Annotated in this window: 12 protein-coding genes; 8 read left to right on the plus strand and 4 right to left on the minus strand. The window is 62.0% G+C overall.

Translation table 11 applies throughout. The annotated features are described in order from the left end of the window. Window positions 1–2: 2 nt before the first annotated feature. Window positions 3–1,241: a porin gene (locus M5C56_RS10800; protein ID WP_103494360.1), complete on the plus strand. Its 1,239-nt coding sequence runs from the start codon at window positions 3–5 to the stop codon at window positions 1,239–1,241. Beyond that, window positions 1,241–1,690, plus strand: a complete 450-nt coding sequence (locus tag M5C56_RS10805; RefSeq protein WP_103494361.1) for a substrate-binding domain-containing protein — start codon at window positions 1,241–1,243, stop codon at window positions 1,688–1,690. Before M5C56_RS10800 ends, M5C56_RS10805 begins: the two co-directional genes overlap by 1 nt. Window positions 1,691–1,694: 4 nt before the next feature. On the opposite strand, the gene M5C56_RS10810 is transcribed toward M5C56_RS10805, so the two are convergent. After that, window positions 1,695–3,941: an EAL domain-containing protein gene (locus M5C56_RS10810; protein ID WP_247263143.1), complete on the minus strand. Its 2,247-nt coding sequence runs from the start codon at window positions 3,939–3,941 to the stop codon at window positions 1,695–1,697. A 474-nt stretch (window positions 3,942–4,415) separates the two neighbouring features. After that, on the minus strand, window positions 4,416–5,318 hold the full coding sequence (locus M5C56_RS10815; protein WP_103494363.1) for a LysR family transcriptional regulator: 903 nt from the start codon (window positions 5,316–5,318) through the stop codon (window positions 4,416–4,418). Between the two features lie 117 nt (window positions 5,319–5,435). On the opposite strand from M5C56_RS10815, the gene M5C56_RS10820 reads away from it, so the two are divergent. The 5 genes from M5C56_RS10820 to M5C56_RS10840 are packed head-to-tail and all read left to right on the plus strand — an operon-like array spanning window position 5,436 to window position 10,288. Next, window positions 5,436–6,626 (plus strand): CoA transferase, encoded by a 1,191-nt coding sequence (locus tag M5C56_RS10820; RefSeq protein ID WP_103494364.1) that lies wholly within the window; start codon window positions 5,436–5,438, stop codon window positions 6,624–6,626. 15 nt (window positions 6,627–6,641) lie between these two features. Continuing rightward, window positions 6,642–7,610, plus strand: a complete 969-nt coding sequence (locus M5C56_RS10825; RefSeq protein ID WP_103494365.1) for a hydroxymethylglutaryl-CoA lyase — start codon at window positions 6,642–6,644, stop codon at window positions 7,608–7,610. After that, window positions 7,607–8,002: a VOC family protein gene (locus tag M5C56_RS10830; protein WP_103494366.1), complete on the plus strand. Its 396-nt coding sequence runs from the start codon at window positions 7,607–7,609 to the stop codon at window positions 8,000–8,002. Before M5C56_RS10825 ends, M5C56_RS10830 begins: the two co-directional genes overlap by 4 nt. Next, window positions 7,999–8,940, plus strand: a complete 942-nt coding sequence (locus M5C56_RS10835; RefSeq protein ID WP_103494367.1) for a D-2-hydroxyacid dehydrogenase — start codon at window positions 7,999–8,001, stop codon at window positions 8,938–8,940. The genes M5C56_RS10830 and M5C56_RS10835 overlap by 4 nt, the downstream gene beginning before the upstream one ends. A gap of 31 nt (window positions 8,941–8,971) precedes the next feature. Beyond that, window positions 8,972–10,288: a dicarboxylate/amino acid:cation symporter gene (locus tag M5C56_RS10840; protein ID WP_103494368.1), complete on the plus strand. Its 1,317-nt coding sequence runs from the start codon at window positions 8,972–8,974 to the stop codon at window positions 10,286–10,288. Window positions 10,289–10,319: 31 nt separating this feature from the next. Here the strand turns inward: M5C56_RS10840 and M5C56_RS10845 are convergent, their stop codons facing one another. Continuing rightward, on the minus strand, window positions 10,320–10,694 hold the full coding sequence (locus M5C56_RS10845) for an antibiotic biosynthesis monooxygenase (protein WP_103494369.1): 375 nt from the start codon (window positions 10,692–10,694) through the stop codon (window positions 10,320–10,322). Between the two features lie 209 nt (window positions 10,695–10,903). Between M5C56_RS10845 and M5C56_RS10850 the strand changes: the two genes are divergently transcribed. Then, window positions 10,904–11,761 carry a helix-turn-helix transcriptional regulator gene (locus M5C56_RS10850; protein WP_103494370.1) on the plus strand — a complete coding sequence of 286 codons (858 nt, stop codon included), beginning with the start codon at window positions 10,904–10,906 and terminating at the stop codon, window positions 11,759–11,761. A 58-nt stretch (window positions 11,762–11,819) separates the two neighbouring features. Here M5C56_RS10850 and M5C56_RS10855 read toward each other — a convergent pair whose 3' ends face one another. Then, window positions 11,820–13,877, minus strand: a complete 2,058-nt coding sequence (locus tag M5C56_RS10855) for a carbon starvation CstA family protein (RefSeq protein WP_247263142.1) — start codon at window positions 13,875–13,877, stop codon at window positions 11,820–11,822. Window positions 13,878–13,941: the final 64 nt, after the last annotated feature.

Genomic DNA, 13,941 nt, shown 5'->3' on the forward strand with positions numbered 1-13,941 from the left:
CCATGAGGCTCGCACTCAATACGCTGGCCTTGGCCGTGATGACGTTATATACCGCCACCGTGAAGGCCGACGACGCCACGATGCCCACGTTTTCCCTGAGCAGTTTCGGCACTGCGGGTATTGTTCACTCCAGCGAAAAAAACGCCGACTTCACCTCCAGCATCTACAAGCCCAACGGTGCCGGTCACACCCGTAGCTGGGATGCGGATGTCGACAGCCTGATCGGTGCCCAGGTAACGGCCAACTTTACCCGGCAGCTCTCGGCCGTGGTGCAGGTCATCTCGGAGCAGAATTACGACAACAGCTACCGTCCCACCCTCGAATGGGCGAACTTCAAATACCAGTTCACGCCCGATTTCAGCCTGCGCGCCGGTCGCACGGTGCAGCCGGCTTTCCTGCTCTCCGACAGCCGCAAAGTGGGTTACACCCTGCCATGGGTACGCCCGCCGGGAGAGGTCTATAGCCTGATACCGGTCACCAGCACCGATGGCCTTGACCTCAGCTACCGGCTGCACTTCGGTGACCTGACCAATACCGTGCAGGGCAATGTCGGCCAGGGCGATTTCCGGATGCCCGCCAACACCGGCAGGACCTTGAGCAGGGACGCGTGGGGCATTTCCAATTTGACTGAATACGGGGACTTGACCACCCGCGTCACCTACCAGAAAACCCACGTGACCGTGGAGTCGTTCAATCCACTGTTCGACGGTTTCAGGGACTTCGGTGCGCAAGGCAATGCGATAGCCGACCGTTATGATGTCAAGGGCAAGCCCTTTGAGTTTATCGGCGTGGGGGCCATCTATGATCCAGGCAAGTGGTTCGTCATGGGCGAATGGGGGCATATCGACAGCCATTCGGCAATAGGGACGATAAACGCCTGGTATGTCAGCAGTGGCTATAGAATTGACACCTTCACACCCTATGTCACCTACGCTCGCTCCAAGACGGTCAGCGAAACGTCCAGCGCGGGTCTGACGACATCGGGTTTATCGCCAGACCTCGCGAGCGTCGCGGCTGGCCTTAACGGCGCACTCAACACCCAACTGGCATCGGGCAGCGGCCAGCAGACCCTGTCCGTCGGCATGCGCTGGGACTTCACGAAGAATATGGACGCCAAACTGCAGTACGATCACACGCGTTTAGACAGTAACGCCAGTGGTCCGTTGGTCAATCTCCAGCCGGGCTATGAGCCGGGAGGCTCGTTCAATCTGCTCAGCCTCGCTGTCGATTTTGTCTTCTGATGGCGCCGATCCTGCGGTGTCTCAAACGTGCCGGTTGCACGCTGGCAGGGTTCGCCCTGTGCCTGGGCAGCACGCTTGCCATGGCCGATGTGGTGGTGGTTGTCGCCGCTGCCAGCCCGGTGCAGGCGTTGACGCGCAATCAGGTGGCGGACATCTTCCTGGGCAAGACCAATCGTTTCCCCAGCGGCAAGCCGGTCACTCCGATCGACCAGACGGAAGGCTCCGCAACCCGTGATGAGTTCTACACCAGCTTCACCGGCAAGTCGGCCGCGCAGCTCAAGGCGCACTGGTCGAAAATCATTTTTACCGGCAGGGGCCAGCCGCCGGAAGCGGTAGCCAATGGCGCGGAAGTGAAGAAACGGATTGCCGGGAATCCCGACAGTATCGGCTATATCGAGTCCCGTGAAGTGGATGCCAGCGTCAGGGCGCTTCCTCCCGACCCGCAATGAGGGGTTACCTGCCGAGGGTCTTGTTGGCTGCCTGTGCCTGGAGCAAGACCCCGAACTGATCGGCGGGCACCGGCTTGTTGAAGTAGAAACCCTGGAATTCGTCGCAGGCGTTGTCCCGCAGGAAATCGGCCTGTTCGCGGGTTTCCACGCCTTGGGCCACCACGGTCAGGCTGAGGGTTCGACCCATTGCGATAATGGCCTCGGTCAGGGCCTTGTCTTCCGCCACGCTGGTGACGTCACGGATAAACGAGCGATCGATCTTGATTGAGTCGAGTGGAAACTGCTTGAGTGCCGAGAGCGAAGAGTAGCCAATCCCGAAATCATCGATGGCGATCCGGATCTTCAGCTTTTTCAGGCCGTTCAACACCTGCAGCGCTCTTTTGACATCCTGCATGAGCAGGCTCTCGGCGATCTCCAGTTCCAGCAGGCCGGGCTCCATGCCGGTCTCTGTCAGTATCGTGGCGAGGTCGGTGAGCAGATTGTCATCGACAAACTGCCGGGCCGTCAGGTTCACGGCAACCCCCAGATGCGGCAGCCCCTGCCGTTGCCAGGCGATGTTTTGCAGGCAGGCCGTTCTCAGCACCCACTTGCCGATGGGCACGATCAAACCGGTTTCCTCGGCAACGGGGATAAACTGCATGGGGGCTATCAGCCCCAGGTCCGGGTGTTCCCAGCGTAACAGGGCCTCCATGCCGGTGATCCGGCCGCTACGGATATCGCGTTTGGCCTGATAGTGAAGCCGGAACTCGTTACGTTCCAATGCATGGCGCAAGCCGAGTTCCAGGGTCAAGCGTTCCAGCGACTCGGCGTTGAGTTTCTCGGAGTAGAACTGGAAGTTGTTTTTACCCTGTTGCTTGGCCTGATACATGGCGATATCGGCATGTTTGGTCAGCGTCTGCTCGTCCAGGCCATCTTGCGCATAGAGGCTGATGCCGACGCTGGCGGTTACCCGGAACTCTTGTCCTTGAAGCTTGAAAGGCTTGGCGATGGCCGAGAGGATTTTCTGCGCGGTGTCCGCCACATATTTGGCCTCGGACAGCTCCGGTAGCAGGACCACGAATTCGTCGCCACCCAGGCGGGCGACGGTATCGCTGGCGCGCAGGCAGGCCGTGAGGCGGCCCGCGACTTCCTGCAGCAGTTGGTCGCCGGCATGGTGGCCCAGCGTATCGTTGATGTGTTTGAAGCGGTCGAGGTCGAGGAACAGCACCGCCAGTTGCCGATGATCACGGCGCGCTTCACTGATGTTCTGGCTCAACAGTTTGCTGAACAGGCTGCGATTGGGCAGCGCCGTGAGACCGTCGTGGTAGGCGAGGTACTCGACGCGCTCGGCATAGGCGACCTTGTCTTCGGCGGCGCGCAAGCGACTTTGCGCCAGCTGCCAGTTCATGCGGCTCAGCAGGCCGGCCAGAAGCACCAGCAGCAGACTGCCGGCGGCGGCTCGCCACAGGTAGGTCTGCGCTTGCCGGGTCACGGCGGCCAGGCGTTCTTCGGCGGATAACCCGACAATCACCGCCAGGGGAAAGTCATACAGCTGGCGCACACTGGTGTAGCGTTGCACGCCATCCCAGGCATTGGTCGAGAGCCGCGCCTGGGTGTCTTCGGTATTGGGCGCCAGTGTCGCGTAGTCGACGGCATCGCCGGCCAGCACCGACTCTCCGCTGCGTCGTACCCGGAAAATGCCATCGGTGCCCAGGAGTCCGAGTACGCCCCGGTCGCCGAGTTTCGAATCGTCATAACTGCTGACGAAATAAGCCGCATCGACTTCGACCCGGGCAATGCCCGAGAACGCGCCGTTCGCTGCATTGAGCCGACGACTGAAGCGCAATCGCCATTCCCCCGTCAGCGGATTTTTCCAGGGGCGACTGATCAACAGCGTATCGTTGTGCCGCAGCGTCTGTTGTTCGTCCGGTTCGGTGATATTTCCCGCTTCGTTGGCGCGAGTACTCGCCACGGGTTCACCGTCCGGGGTGACCACACTGACGTCAAACAACAGGGCCGGCGGCAACAAGGCCCGCTCCTTGAGCTTGGGCAGGGGATTACGCTCACCCTCGGTCTCATAGGTGTATTTGACCAGCTTGAGGGTTTGGTCAATTTCACGAACGGCGCGCAACATCTGCGCTTCGTAGGTAGCGCTGATCTCCAGGCTGGTGGTGGCCGCGTTGCGTTGCGCCCGCGTCTGTTCGATCTTGATCAGGTAGAGGGTGGCCGACCAGATGGCCAGTACCAGCAGGGCGGCCAGCAGCGGGAACAAGATGTAGGCTTCCTTGATCGGCTCCAGAAGGCGCCGAAAGAGGCTGTCGCGGTTCTCGGAAGGTGGGGCGACGGGCGTTGCGCTATCGGGAGCCGATCTCAGTCCGTTTGTCCGTTGGATCGACATGCAGTGCTCCCTGCGTTGTAGCAACACTCTAGGCTAGCGGGCATCCGACGGGGTGATGGCTCGAGGACGGGGCCTTGTAGCGTCCGTGCGAAAGAGATTATCAACTGATCCGGTAGGAACTATAGACCACAAACGACACCTGCCCTCCGAGGGGCACTCCGGGATACCCGATCTATCCCTTCTCTGAATTCTCAATACCGGCAATCAGGTCCGTGGCCAATGCGAATGCCGTCGTTCTGGCGGGAGCGCCCAGCGTCTGCGTTCTGGCACTGGCCGTTAGCACAAACGCCACCCGGTTGAGTGGGACTTTTGTGGGGGCGCGGTTACTTTTCCAGCACGACCGGCGGTTTACCTTTCTGCGCTGCTCAGATACTCAAACAACTTGGCCGCCTCCGGGGCCAGTTGCGCTGTGTCCTTGACCCCGACAAACAAGGTGCGCCGCGCCCAGTCATCGCTCAGGTCGACGGCTATCAGGCGAGTGCCGAGCAGTTCGCTCCGTACCGCCTGCAACGGCAATATCCCGATCCCCAAACCCGCTTCGATCATGCGGCAGATACCGTCGAAGCTGCTGACCTGAATGCGTACCTTGAGGACCTTGCCCGCGCTCACGGCGGCATCGTTGATCCGGCGCAGCAGCGAGCTGCCCTGATTGAGCGCCACGTAATCGAAGCCGAGCGTGTCCGTGAAGGACACACGGCCCGCATTGGCCAGCTCATGGCCGACAGGCACCAGCAGCACCAGGCGATCGTTGCGATAGGGCAGTGTGTAGAGCCCCTCGGCCGGCACGTTGTCGGCAAAAATACCGATATCGGCGCGTCCGTTCTCCACGGCTTGAATGATCGGTTCGCTGAGGGCTTCTTCCAGTCCGATGCGCACGTGGGGGTTGGCGCGCAGGAACAGCGTCAGGTCACCCGGCAGGAACTGGACCACCGCCGAGGTGTTGGCGAATAGCCGTATATGCCCGCGCACGCCCACCGCGTAATCACTGGCATCAGAGGCCATGCGGTTGACCCCTTCAAGAATCGTCCTGGCGTGCTCGACCATCCCTTGTCCCGCCGCCGTCAGTTCAAGCCCCCTCGGCAACCGCACGAACAACGGACACTGGGTCGTGCGCTCCAGCTCGGCCAGGCGCTTGCTGGCCGCCGAGACCGTCATATTGGCCTTGTCGGCGGCGCGGGTCAGGTTGCCGGCCTCGGCGGCGAAGATCAGCAGGCGCAAGGACAACAGGTCGAAATGCAGGGGATTGATCATCAAAAGAGTCCAAGGCTTTCCAGTTTGGAAAGGATAGTGGCGAAATATGAAATTTTCATCTGCCGGGTTTGTGTCGATTATCCCTGTCACAAGTACTCGACAAGAACGGAAAACGCCATGGATTTACCTCTGCAAGGTGTGAAGGTCGTGGAGCTCGGCCAACTGATCGCCGGGCCCTTTGCGGCGAAGATGCTCGGTGAGTTTGGCGCCGATGTGATCAAGATCGAGCCGCCAGTCACCGGCGACCCGCTGCGCAAGTGGCGCTTGCTGCACGACGGGACGTCCGTCTGGTGGGCCGCGCAGTCACGCAACAAACGCTCGCTGACCCTGGATTTGCGCCAGGCCGAGGCGCAGCAGGTGGTGCGCCAACTGGTGGCCGATGCCGATGTGCTGATCGAGAACTTCCGTCCGGGCACCCTGGAAAATTGGGGGCTGGGCTGGGACACACTGCATGCGTTGAACCCCAGACTCATCATGTTGCGCGTCTCCGGCTACGGTCAGACCGGCCCCTACCGTGACCGGCCCGGCTTCGGCGTGATCGGCGAAGCCATGGGGGGGCTGCGGCATCTCTCCGGTGAGCCCGGGCGCACGCCGGTCAGGGTCGGCGTTTCTATCGGCGACTCGCTGTCGGCCCTGCACGGGGTGATCGGGATTCTGCTCGCCTTGCGTCACCGTGAACAGAACGGCGGGGAAGGCCAGCAGATCGACGTGGCGCTGTATGAATCGGTGTTCAACATGATGGAAAGCCTGCTGCCCGAATACTCGGTGTTCAACACCGTGCGTGAACCCGCCGGCAGCAGTTTGCCGGGGATCGCCCCGACCAATGCCTATCGTTGTCGCGACGGCGGTTTTGCCCTGATCGCCGGCAATGGCGACAGCATCTATCAACGCCTGATGGAAGTGATTGGCCGCCGTGATCTGGCGAATGATCCCGACCTCGCGCAGAACGACGGCCGCGTGTTGCAGGTCGAGCGCATCGATGCCGCCATCTCCCAATGGACCGCGCGGCTGGGCCTCGATGAAGTGCTGTCGATCCTGACCGAGGCGCGGATTCCGGCCGGCAAGATCTACAACGCGGCCGATATCGCCCAGGACCCGCATTACCGGGCGCGCGACATGCTACTCGACAGCCAACTGGACGACGGCACTCCAGTGACCTTGCCCGGCATCGTGCCCAAGCTGGGCAGCACACCGGGCCGCGTAGCGCGCCCGGCACCCACTCTCGGCCAGCACACCCGCGAGATTCTCGACCAGCTTGGCATCGAGCCCGCGCAGCAGGCCGACTGGCGCCAGCGCGGCATCATTTGAACCCGAGGAATGCCCATGCAACGTCTTTTCCTGCAGGAAGTCGCCACCCGTGACGGCTTCCAGAACGAAGCACGGTTTATCGAAACCGCCGACAAGATTGCCTTGATCGATGCCCTCAGCCAGTGTGGCTTCGCCAAGATCGAGGTCACCTCGTTCACTTCGCCCAAGGCCATTACCGCGCTGCGGGATGCCGAAGCGGTGATGCATGGCATCCGCCGCAATCCGGCGGTGGAGTACACCGTGCTGGTGCCCAATGTGCGCGGCGCCGAGCGGGCCCTGGCGTGCACTATCGATGAAGCCAATCTGGTGATGTCGGTCAGCGAACCCCACAACCGTTCCAACCTGCGCATGAGCCGCGAGCAGTCGTTTGCCCAGCTCAGCGAAGTGTTCAGTGTGATCGGCCAGGCACCGGTAGCGATCAATGTGTCGTTGTCGACGGTGTTCGGTTGCCCGATGCAGGGCGATGTGCCGGTGGGGGAGGTGCTGCACTGGGTCGAGCGCTTTGCCGAACTGGGCGCCCGTGGCGTGACCCTGTGCGACACCACCGGCATGGCCTACCCGAGCCAGGTCGAGGCGCTGTCTCGTGCGGTGCGCGAGCGTTTTCCGGCGCTGCAACTGACCTTGCATTTCCACAATACCCGTGGCATGGCCCTGGCCAATGCCCTGGCGGCCATCGAGGCCGGTGTCGACCGTTTCGACGCCTCCCTTGGCGGCCTCGGCGGTTGCCCCTACGCGCCGGGGGCCAGCGGCAATGTCTGCACCGAAGACCTGCTGCACATGCTGCAGTTGATGGGGTTTGACACCGGGGTCGACCTGGACCGCGTGCTGGCCGCAGCCGCGCAGTTGCCGGGGCTGGTCGGCCACGAGATTCCCAGCCAGATCCTCAAGGCCGGCAAGCGCCTGGACCTGCACCCGATACCCGCCCATGTCGCCAGCCTGGAAAAACAGGTGCCATCGACCCGAACCCAGGAGTTGCAACCATGATCGACCATCTTGACCACCTGGTGCTGACCACGATCGACCCCGTGGCCGCCGAAGACTTCTACGTGCGGGTCATGGGTATGCAGGTGCAGACCTTTGCTGGCGGGCGCAAGGCGTTCGCCTTCGGCCAGCAGAAAATCAACCTGCACGTGCGCGGTCACGAGTTCGAGCCCAAGGCGCACCTGCCGGTGCCGGGGGCGCTGGACCTGTGTTTTATCGCCTCGATCCCCCTGGACCAGGTGATTGCCCATCTGGCCCGTGTCGACTGGCCGATTATCGAAGGCCCGGTGTTGCGCACCGGAGCCACCGGGCCGATCCGCTCGGTGTACGTGCGTGATCCGGACCTGAACCTGATCGAGATTTCCGAGCTCGTGCAGCCGGAGCGTGCAGTATGAGGGTGGTGTTTCTCGACAGCGCCAGTCTGCCCGTGGGCATTGCACGTCCAGCTTGGGTGACGGACTGGCAGGACCGTTCCGACACGACACCGGAGCAGGTGGTGGAAGCTGCCCGCAATGCCGACGCCGTAATCACCAACAAGGTACGCATCGGCCGGGCCGAACTCGAGCAACTGCCCAACCTGAGATTTATCTGCGTCGCCGCCACCGGTTACGACTGTATCGACCTGGTGGCCTGCCGTGATTTCGCCGTAACGGTGTGCAATGTCCCGGCCTACTCGGCGCAAAGCGTCGCCGAGTCGGTGATCGCGTCGATCTTCGCCTTGCGCCGGCAGCTGTTCGCCTACCAGGCCGCCGCCGTGCGCGACTGGCCGGATTCGCGGCACTTCTGCGTCCACCGCGCGCCGATCCGCGATGTGCAGGGCAGTGTGCTGGGTATCGTCGGCAAAGGTGGTATCGGCCAGGCCACGGCACGTCTGGCCAGTGCCCTGGGTATGCAGCTGCTCTATGCCGAACACCGTGGTGTGGTTCCGGTGCGCAAGGGTTATCAGGCGTTTGAAACGGTGCTGGCGCAAAGCGATGTGATCTCGCTGCACTGCCCGCTGACCGAACACACCCGCCATCTGATCGGTGCCGCGGAGCTGGCACGGATGAAACCCGGTGCCTTGCTGATCAATACCGCCCGCGGGCCGTTGGTGGATGAGGCGGCGGTGCTCGCCGCCTTGGACAGCGGTCGCCTCGGCGGCGCGGCCCTCGATGTGCTGGGCCAGGAGCCGCCAACGGCTGACCACCCCTTGCTCACCCAGCGCCATGCCAACCTGATCGTCACGCCCCATGTGGCCTGGGCCAGCCAGAGCAGTCTGCAACGCCTGGCCGACGGCATCCTCGGCAACCTGCACGGCTACTACTCGGGGAACCTGATCAACCTCGTCTCGTAACGGCTTCACCCCCTAACAAGAAGGTCGACCCATGACAACAATAACAATAGGAAAACCGCGCCCTTCAAGGCTGCGCGGGGTGTTTCGCCATCTGTATGTACAGGTGCTGCTGGCGATCGTGCTGGGCATTGTCTTCGGGCATTTCTACCCCAGCCTCGGCGAAGAAATGAAGCCGCTGGGCGACACCTTCATCAAGCTGATCAAGATGCTGATTGCGCCGATTATCTTCTGCACCGTGGTCAGCGGCATTGCCAGCATGCAGAGCCTCAAGCGCATCGGCCGGGTCGGCTTCAAATCGTTGCTGTACTTCGAGGTGCTGACCACCCTGGCGCTGGTGGTGGGATTGATCGGGGTCAACCTGATGCAGCCCGGCACCGGCATGCATATCAACCCGGCGAGCCTAGATGCCCATGCCATCGACAGCTACAGCAAGCTGGCCCATGAACAGAGCGTGGTGGGGTTTCTCACCCATATCGTGCCCGGTACCGTGTTCGGCGCCTTCGCCGAGGGCGATATCCTCCAGGTGCTGTTTATTTCCATCCTGTTTGCCTTTGCCTTGCAGATGCTCGGTGCCGCCGGCAAGCCGCTGCTGAACCTGATCGACCTGGTGGCCCAGGCGTTTTTCCGCATGGTCCGGATCGTCATGCATGTCTCGCCGTTGGGGGCCTTCGGCGGCATGGCCTTTACGGTCGGCAAGTACGGCGTGGGTTCGCTGGGGGCGTATGGCAACTTGCTGATCTGCTACTACGTGACGGCGCTGTTTTTTGTCCTGGTGGTGCTCAATCTGGTGGCGCGATTGGCGGGCTTCAGTCTGTGGCAGTTCCTCAAGTACATCCGCGACGAGCTGTTCCTGGTGCTGGGCACCTCGTCTTCGGAGTCGGCCTTGCCGCGTTTGATGGGCAAGCTGGAGCGCCTCGGCTGCGAGAAATCGGTGGTGGGCCTGGTGGTGCCTTCGGGTTACTGCTTCAACCTCGATGGCAGCTGTATCAACATGACGGTGCTGGCGATTTTCATCGCCCAGGCGCTGGATATCCACCTCGACCTCTGGCACCAGGTGACCTTGCTGTTCATTCTGCTGCTGACCTCCAAGGGCGCGGCCAGTATCACCGGCGGGGCGTTTATCACCCTGGCGGCGACCCTTGGCAGCCTGGATGTCATCCCGGCGGCGGGGTTGGTGCTGGTACTGGGGGTCTACCGGTTTATTTCCGAGGGCGGGGCGTTGATCAATGTGATCGGCAACGGTGTGGCGACGCTATTTATCGCCAAGTGGGAAGGGGCGCTGGACGAAGAGAAGCTGGCGGCCGAATTGCACAAGGGCTGTGCCCGTGAGCGGGAGGTAGAGTCCTGAACGAGTTGTCGTGAGGCAGCCCCAAGACCGCTCAGTCCACGAAAACTGAGCGGTTTTGGGTTTTTGAAGCAGCTTGCCCCGACTTTCTGGCGTTGTTTTCCCCTGCGTCGGGAGCGCCAAGCACAAAGGTCCCGAACTTGAGGGTATCGGCGAGTCGCTCCAGCGTCAGGGCGAACAGGTCCGCCAGGCAAGGCAGGTTGAAATGCGCTTCCATGGTCGCCGACGCGTTCCAGTAGCCGGTCATGATCCAGACGTCATGGCGCGAAGAGCTGCGCGTCAGGCTGTACGAGGTGCAACCGGAGAGGTTCTGCAAGGTTTCAACCAATGCGTTCAGTCGAGCCTGCAGGGCTGTTGAACAACTGTCTCTTGCGTGGATTTCAACGGTGCTGATGGCAACGAGGTGCATGGGGGTTACCTAGGTCAAGGTGGATCGGCCCGTGTGTATCCAGACCCGCGGGAACTGTGTGGCATCGACCCGCATGTCCGTACTCCTGGGTACTCAATAGGATCACCCACACGATACCCAGCCCTCGACTGGACGTCATTGCACAATATGGTCACACTATTTTTCAAAACGGCCAAATGTTCCCTCAGGCCCGAGGTTCAATTTCCTTGATGCAACGTTCATCCGACGATCTGGCGGGCTCACGGGATGTCGATAACATTCCTCGTCCCGTTTATGCCCTGAATGCTTCCCTGGTCTCCGAAGACTGGGAGCATGCCAAGCACCAGCACCGCAAGGCACAACTGCTGTATTCGGTACGCGGCATCCTCAATTGCGAGGTCGAGGACGGGGTCTGGATCGTGCCGCCGCAATGTGCGGTGTGGATCCCGGGCAGCATGCTGCATGTGGCTCGCAGTTCTGGCGAAACGGAGTGCTACTGCCTGTTTATCGAGCCTGAGGCCGTCGCCAATCTACCTCGATTCTGTTGCACCCTTGCGGTCTCGCCGCTATTGCGGGAACTGATCCTGCGGGCGGTGAGCCTGCCACATCTGTATGACGAGCAGGGGCGCGATGCCCGTCTGGTCGCGACGTTGCTCGACGAGTTATGCGAGGCTCCGGTGGAAGACCTGCACTTGCCCATGCCGCGAGACCGGCGGCTACGGCAACTGGCGCAGCGGCTGCTGGACGAGCCTTCGGCCAAGGTGCCGATGAGCGAATGGGCTACGCGTATCGGCATGAGCGAGCGGAGCATGAGCCGGCTGTTGTTGCAGGAAACCGGCGTGAGTTTCGGTCGCTGGCGCCGACAGTTGCATATCATCCTGTCACTGCGACGCCTGACCCGGGGTGACAGTGTGCAGGCGGTTGCCCTGGACCTGGGCTACGAAAGTTCCAGCGGGTTTGTCACCATGTTCCGCAAGGCGGTCGGCAAACCCCCGGCGCGCTATCTGCTGGAGCGCGTGGTCAACACCACGCGGGAGGGCGGCTTTGCCAATGTGCCCGGTGGTATTGTGCTGGCTGCGGATAAATGAAAAAGGCTCCGTATCTTTCGATACGGAGCCTTTTTCCATCTACGTCGGCAATCCTCGATCAAGCCTGCGGAATAGCCTGGAAGGGCGACTCCTTATCCGTACGCTCCTTGCTGCCCCAGGCCGCGACACCGACCTTGATGGCATAGAACAGGATGCTGAAGACCACGAACAGGAACAGTGCCGTCAGCGTGGCGTTGGTGTAGGCGTTGAAGATCACGTGCTGCATCTGGGTGATGTCCTTGGCCGGGGCGATCACCTGGCCGGCGTCCAGCGCGACGCTGTATTTCTTCGCCAGGGCGAGGAAGCCGATGGCCGGGTTGGCGTCGAACAGCTTGATAAAGCCGGCGCTGGTGGTGCAGATCAGCAACCAGGCGGCAGGCAGCAAGGTCACCCAGATATAGCGCTGGCGTTTCATCTTGATCAGCACCACGGTGCCGAGCATCAGCGCGATACCGGCCAGCATCTGGTTGGAGATGCCGAACAGCGGCCACAGGGTGTTGATGCCGCCCAACGGGTCGATCACGCCTTGATACAGCAAGTAACCCCACATGGCCACACAACCGGCGGTGGCGATCAGGTTGGCGGTCCAGGACTCGGTGCGCTTGAGCGCCGGGACAAAGGAGCCGAGCAGGTCCTGCAGCATGAAACGTCCGGCACGGGTACCGGCATCCACCGCCGTCAGGATAAACAGTGCTTCGAACAGAATCGCGAAGTGGTACCAGAACGCCATGGTGTTTTCACCCGGCAGCACATGGTGGAGGATCTGCGCGATACCGACCGCCAGGGTCGGTGCACCGCCGGCACGGGCCAGCACGGTGGTTTCGCCGATGTCCTTGGCCACGGCCAGCAGGGCGTCTGGAGTAATCGCGAAGCCCCAGCTGCTGACGGTCTGCGCCACGCTCACTGCATCAGCGCCCACCACGGCCGCCGGGCTGTTCATGGCGAAGTAGACGCCCGGATCGATGACCGAGGCGGCGACCATCGCCATGATGGCGACGAAGGACTCCATCAGCATGCCGCCGTAACCGATGTAGCGGGCATGGCCTTCGCTGGCCAGCAGCTTGGGCGTGGTGCCGGAGGCGATCAGCGCGTGGAAACCGGAGACCGCACCGCAGGCGATGGTGATGAACAGGAACGGGAACAGGCCGCCTTTCCAGACCGGGCCGGTGCCGTCGACAAACTGGGTCAGCGCCGGCATTTTCAGCACGGGCATGGTGATCAGGATACCGATGGCCAGGGCCATGATGGTGCCGATCTTGAGGAAGGTCGACAGGTAGTCACGGGGTGCCAGGATCAGCCACACCGGTAGTACCGCGGCGACAAAACCGTAGCCGATCAGCATCCAGGTGATCTGGATCCCGGTAAAGGTGAAGGCTTTGGCCCAGACCGGGTCGGCGGCAATCTGCCCGCCGAGCCAGATCGAGCCGAGCAGCAGGAGCACGCCGACAACCGAGATTTCACCGATACGGCCCGGGCGGATGTAGCGCATGTAGATGCCCATGAACATCGCGATCGGGATGGTCGCCATCACCGTGAAGATGCCCCATGGGCTCTCGGCCAGGGCCTTGACCACGATCAGCGCCAGCACCGCGAGGATGATGATCATGATCAGGAAGCAGCCGAACAGGGCGATGGTCCCCGGCACGCGGCCCATTTCCTCACGGACCATATCGCCCAGGGAGCGACCGTTGCGGCGGGTGGACATGAACAGGACCATGAAGTCCTGCACGGCACCGGCCAGCACCACGCCGGCGATCAGCCAGAGCGTACCGGGCAGGTAGCCCATCTGTGCCGCCAATACCGGACCGACCAACGGCCCCGCGCCGGCAATGGCGGCGAAGTGGTGACCGAAAAGAATGTGTTTGTTGGTCGGCACATAGTCCAGGCCATCATTGTTGAGGACGGCGGGGGTGGCGCGACTGGGGTCGAGCTGCATCACCTTGTTGGCGATAAACAGGCTGTAGTAGCGGTATGCGACGAGGTAGATAGCGACTGCGGCGACTACGATCCAGAGGGCGTTGATGGCTTCGCCGCGGCGCAGGGCCACGACACTCAGCGCAAACGCTCCCAGGACAGCCACGGCAAACCAGACAAGGTGTTTAGCCAGACGGTTCATTGCGTGTCTCCTGCCAACAGTCGGTAGACTGCGGCGGTAATTTTTATAATTGTGTCCGCGGTGC

The organism is Pseudomonas sp. MWU13-2862 (assembly GCF_023242495.1).
Lineage (GTDB): Bacteria > Pseudomonadota > Gammaproteobacteria > Pseudomonadales > Pseudomonadaceae > Aquipseudomonas > Aquipseudomonas gingeri_D.

What these genes read in the sequence shown, in the direction of transcription:
- M5C56_RS10820 (WP_103494364.1), top strand. Translation starts at nt 5,436, where the DNA reads ATGGATTTACCTCTGCAAGGTGTGAAGGTCGTGGAGCTCGGCCAACTG.
- M5C56_RS10815 (WP_103494363.1), bottom strand. Translation starts at nt 5,318, where the DNA reads ATGATCAATCCCCTGCATTTCGACCTGTTGTCCTTGCGCCTGCTGATC.
- M5C56_RS10825 (WP_103494365.1), top strand. Translation starts at nt 6,642, where the DNA reads ATGCAACGTCTTTTCCTGCAGGAAGTCGCCACCCGTGACGGCTTCCAG.
- M5C56_RS10840 (WP_103494368.1), top strand. Translation starts at nt 8,972, where the DNA reads ATGACAACAATAACAATAGGAAAACCGCGCCCTTCAAGGCTGCGCGGG.
- M5C56_RS10835 (WP_103494367.1), top strand. Translation starts at nt 7,999, where the DNA reads ATGAGGGTGGTGTTTCTCGACAGCGCCAGTCTGCCCGTGGGCATTGCA.
- M5C56_RS10850 (WP_103494370.1), top strand. Translation starts at nt 10,904, where the DNA reads ATGCAACGTTCATCCGACGATCTGGCGGGCTCACGGGATGTCGATAAC.
- M5C56_RS10800 (WP_103494360.1), top strand. Translation starts at nt 3, where the DNA reads ATGAGGCTCGCACTCAATACGCTGGCCTTGGCCGTGATGACGTTATAT.
- M5C56_RS10845 (WP_103494369.1), bottom strand. Translation starts at nt 10,694, where the DNA reads ATGCACCTCGTTGCCATCAGCACCGTTGAAATCCACGCAAGAGACAGT.
- M5C56_RS10855 (WP_247263142.1), bottom strand. Translation starts at nt 13,877, where the DNA reads ATGAACCGTCTGGCTAAACACCTTGTCTGGTTTGCCGTGGCTGTCCTG.
- M5C56_RS10830 (WP_103494366.1), top strand. Translation starts at nt 7,607, where the DNA reads ATGATCGACCATCTTGACCACCTGGTGCTGACCACGATCGACCCCGTG.
- M5C56_RS10805 (WP_103494361.1), top strand. Translation starts at nt 1,241, where the DNA reads ATGGCGCCGATCCTGCGGTGTCTCAAACGTGCCGGTTGCACGCTGGCA.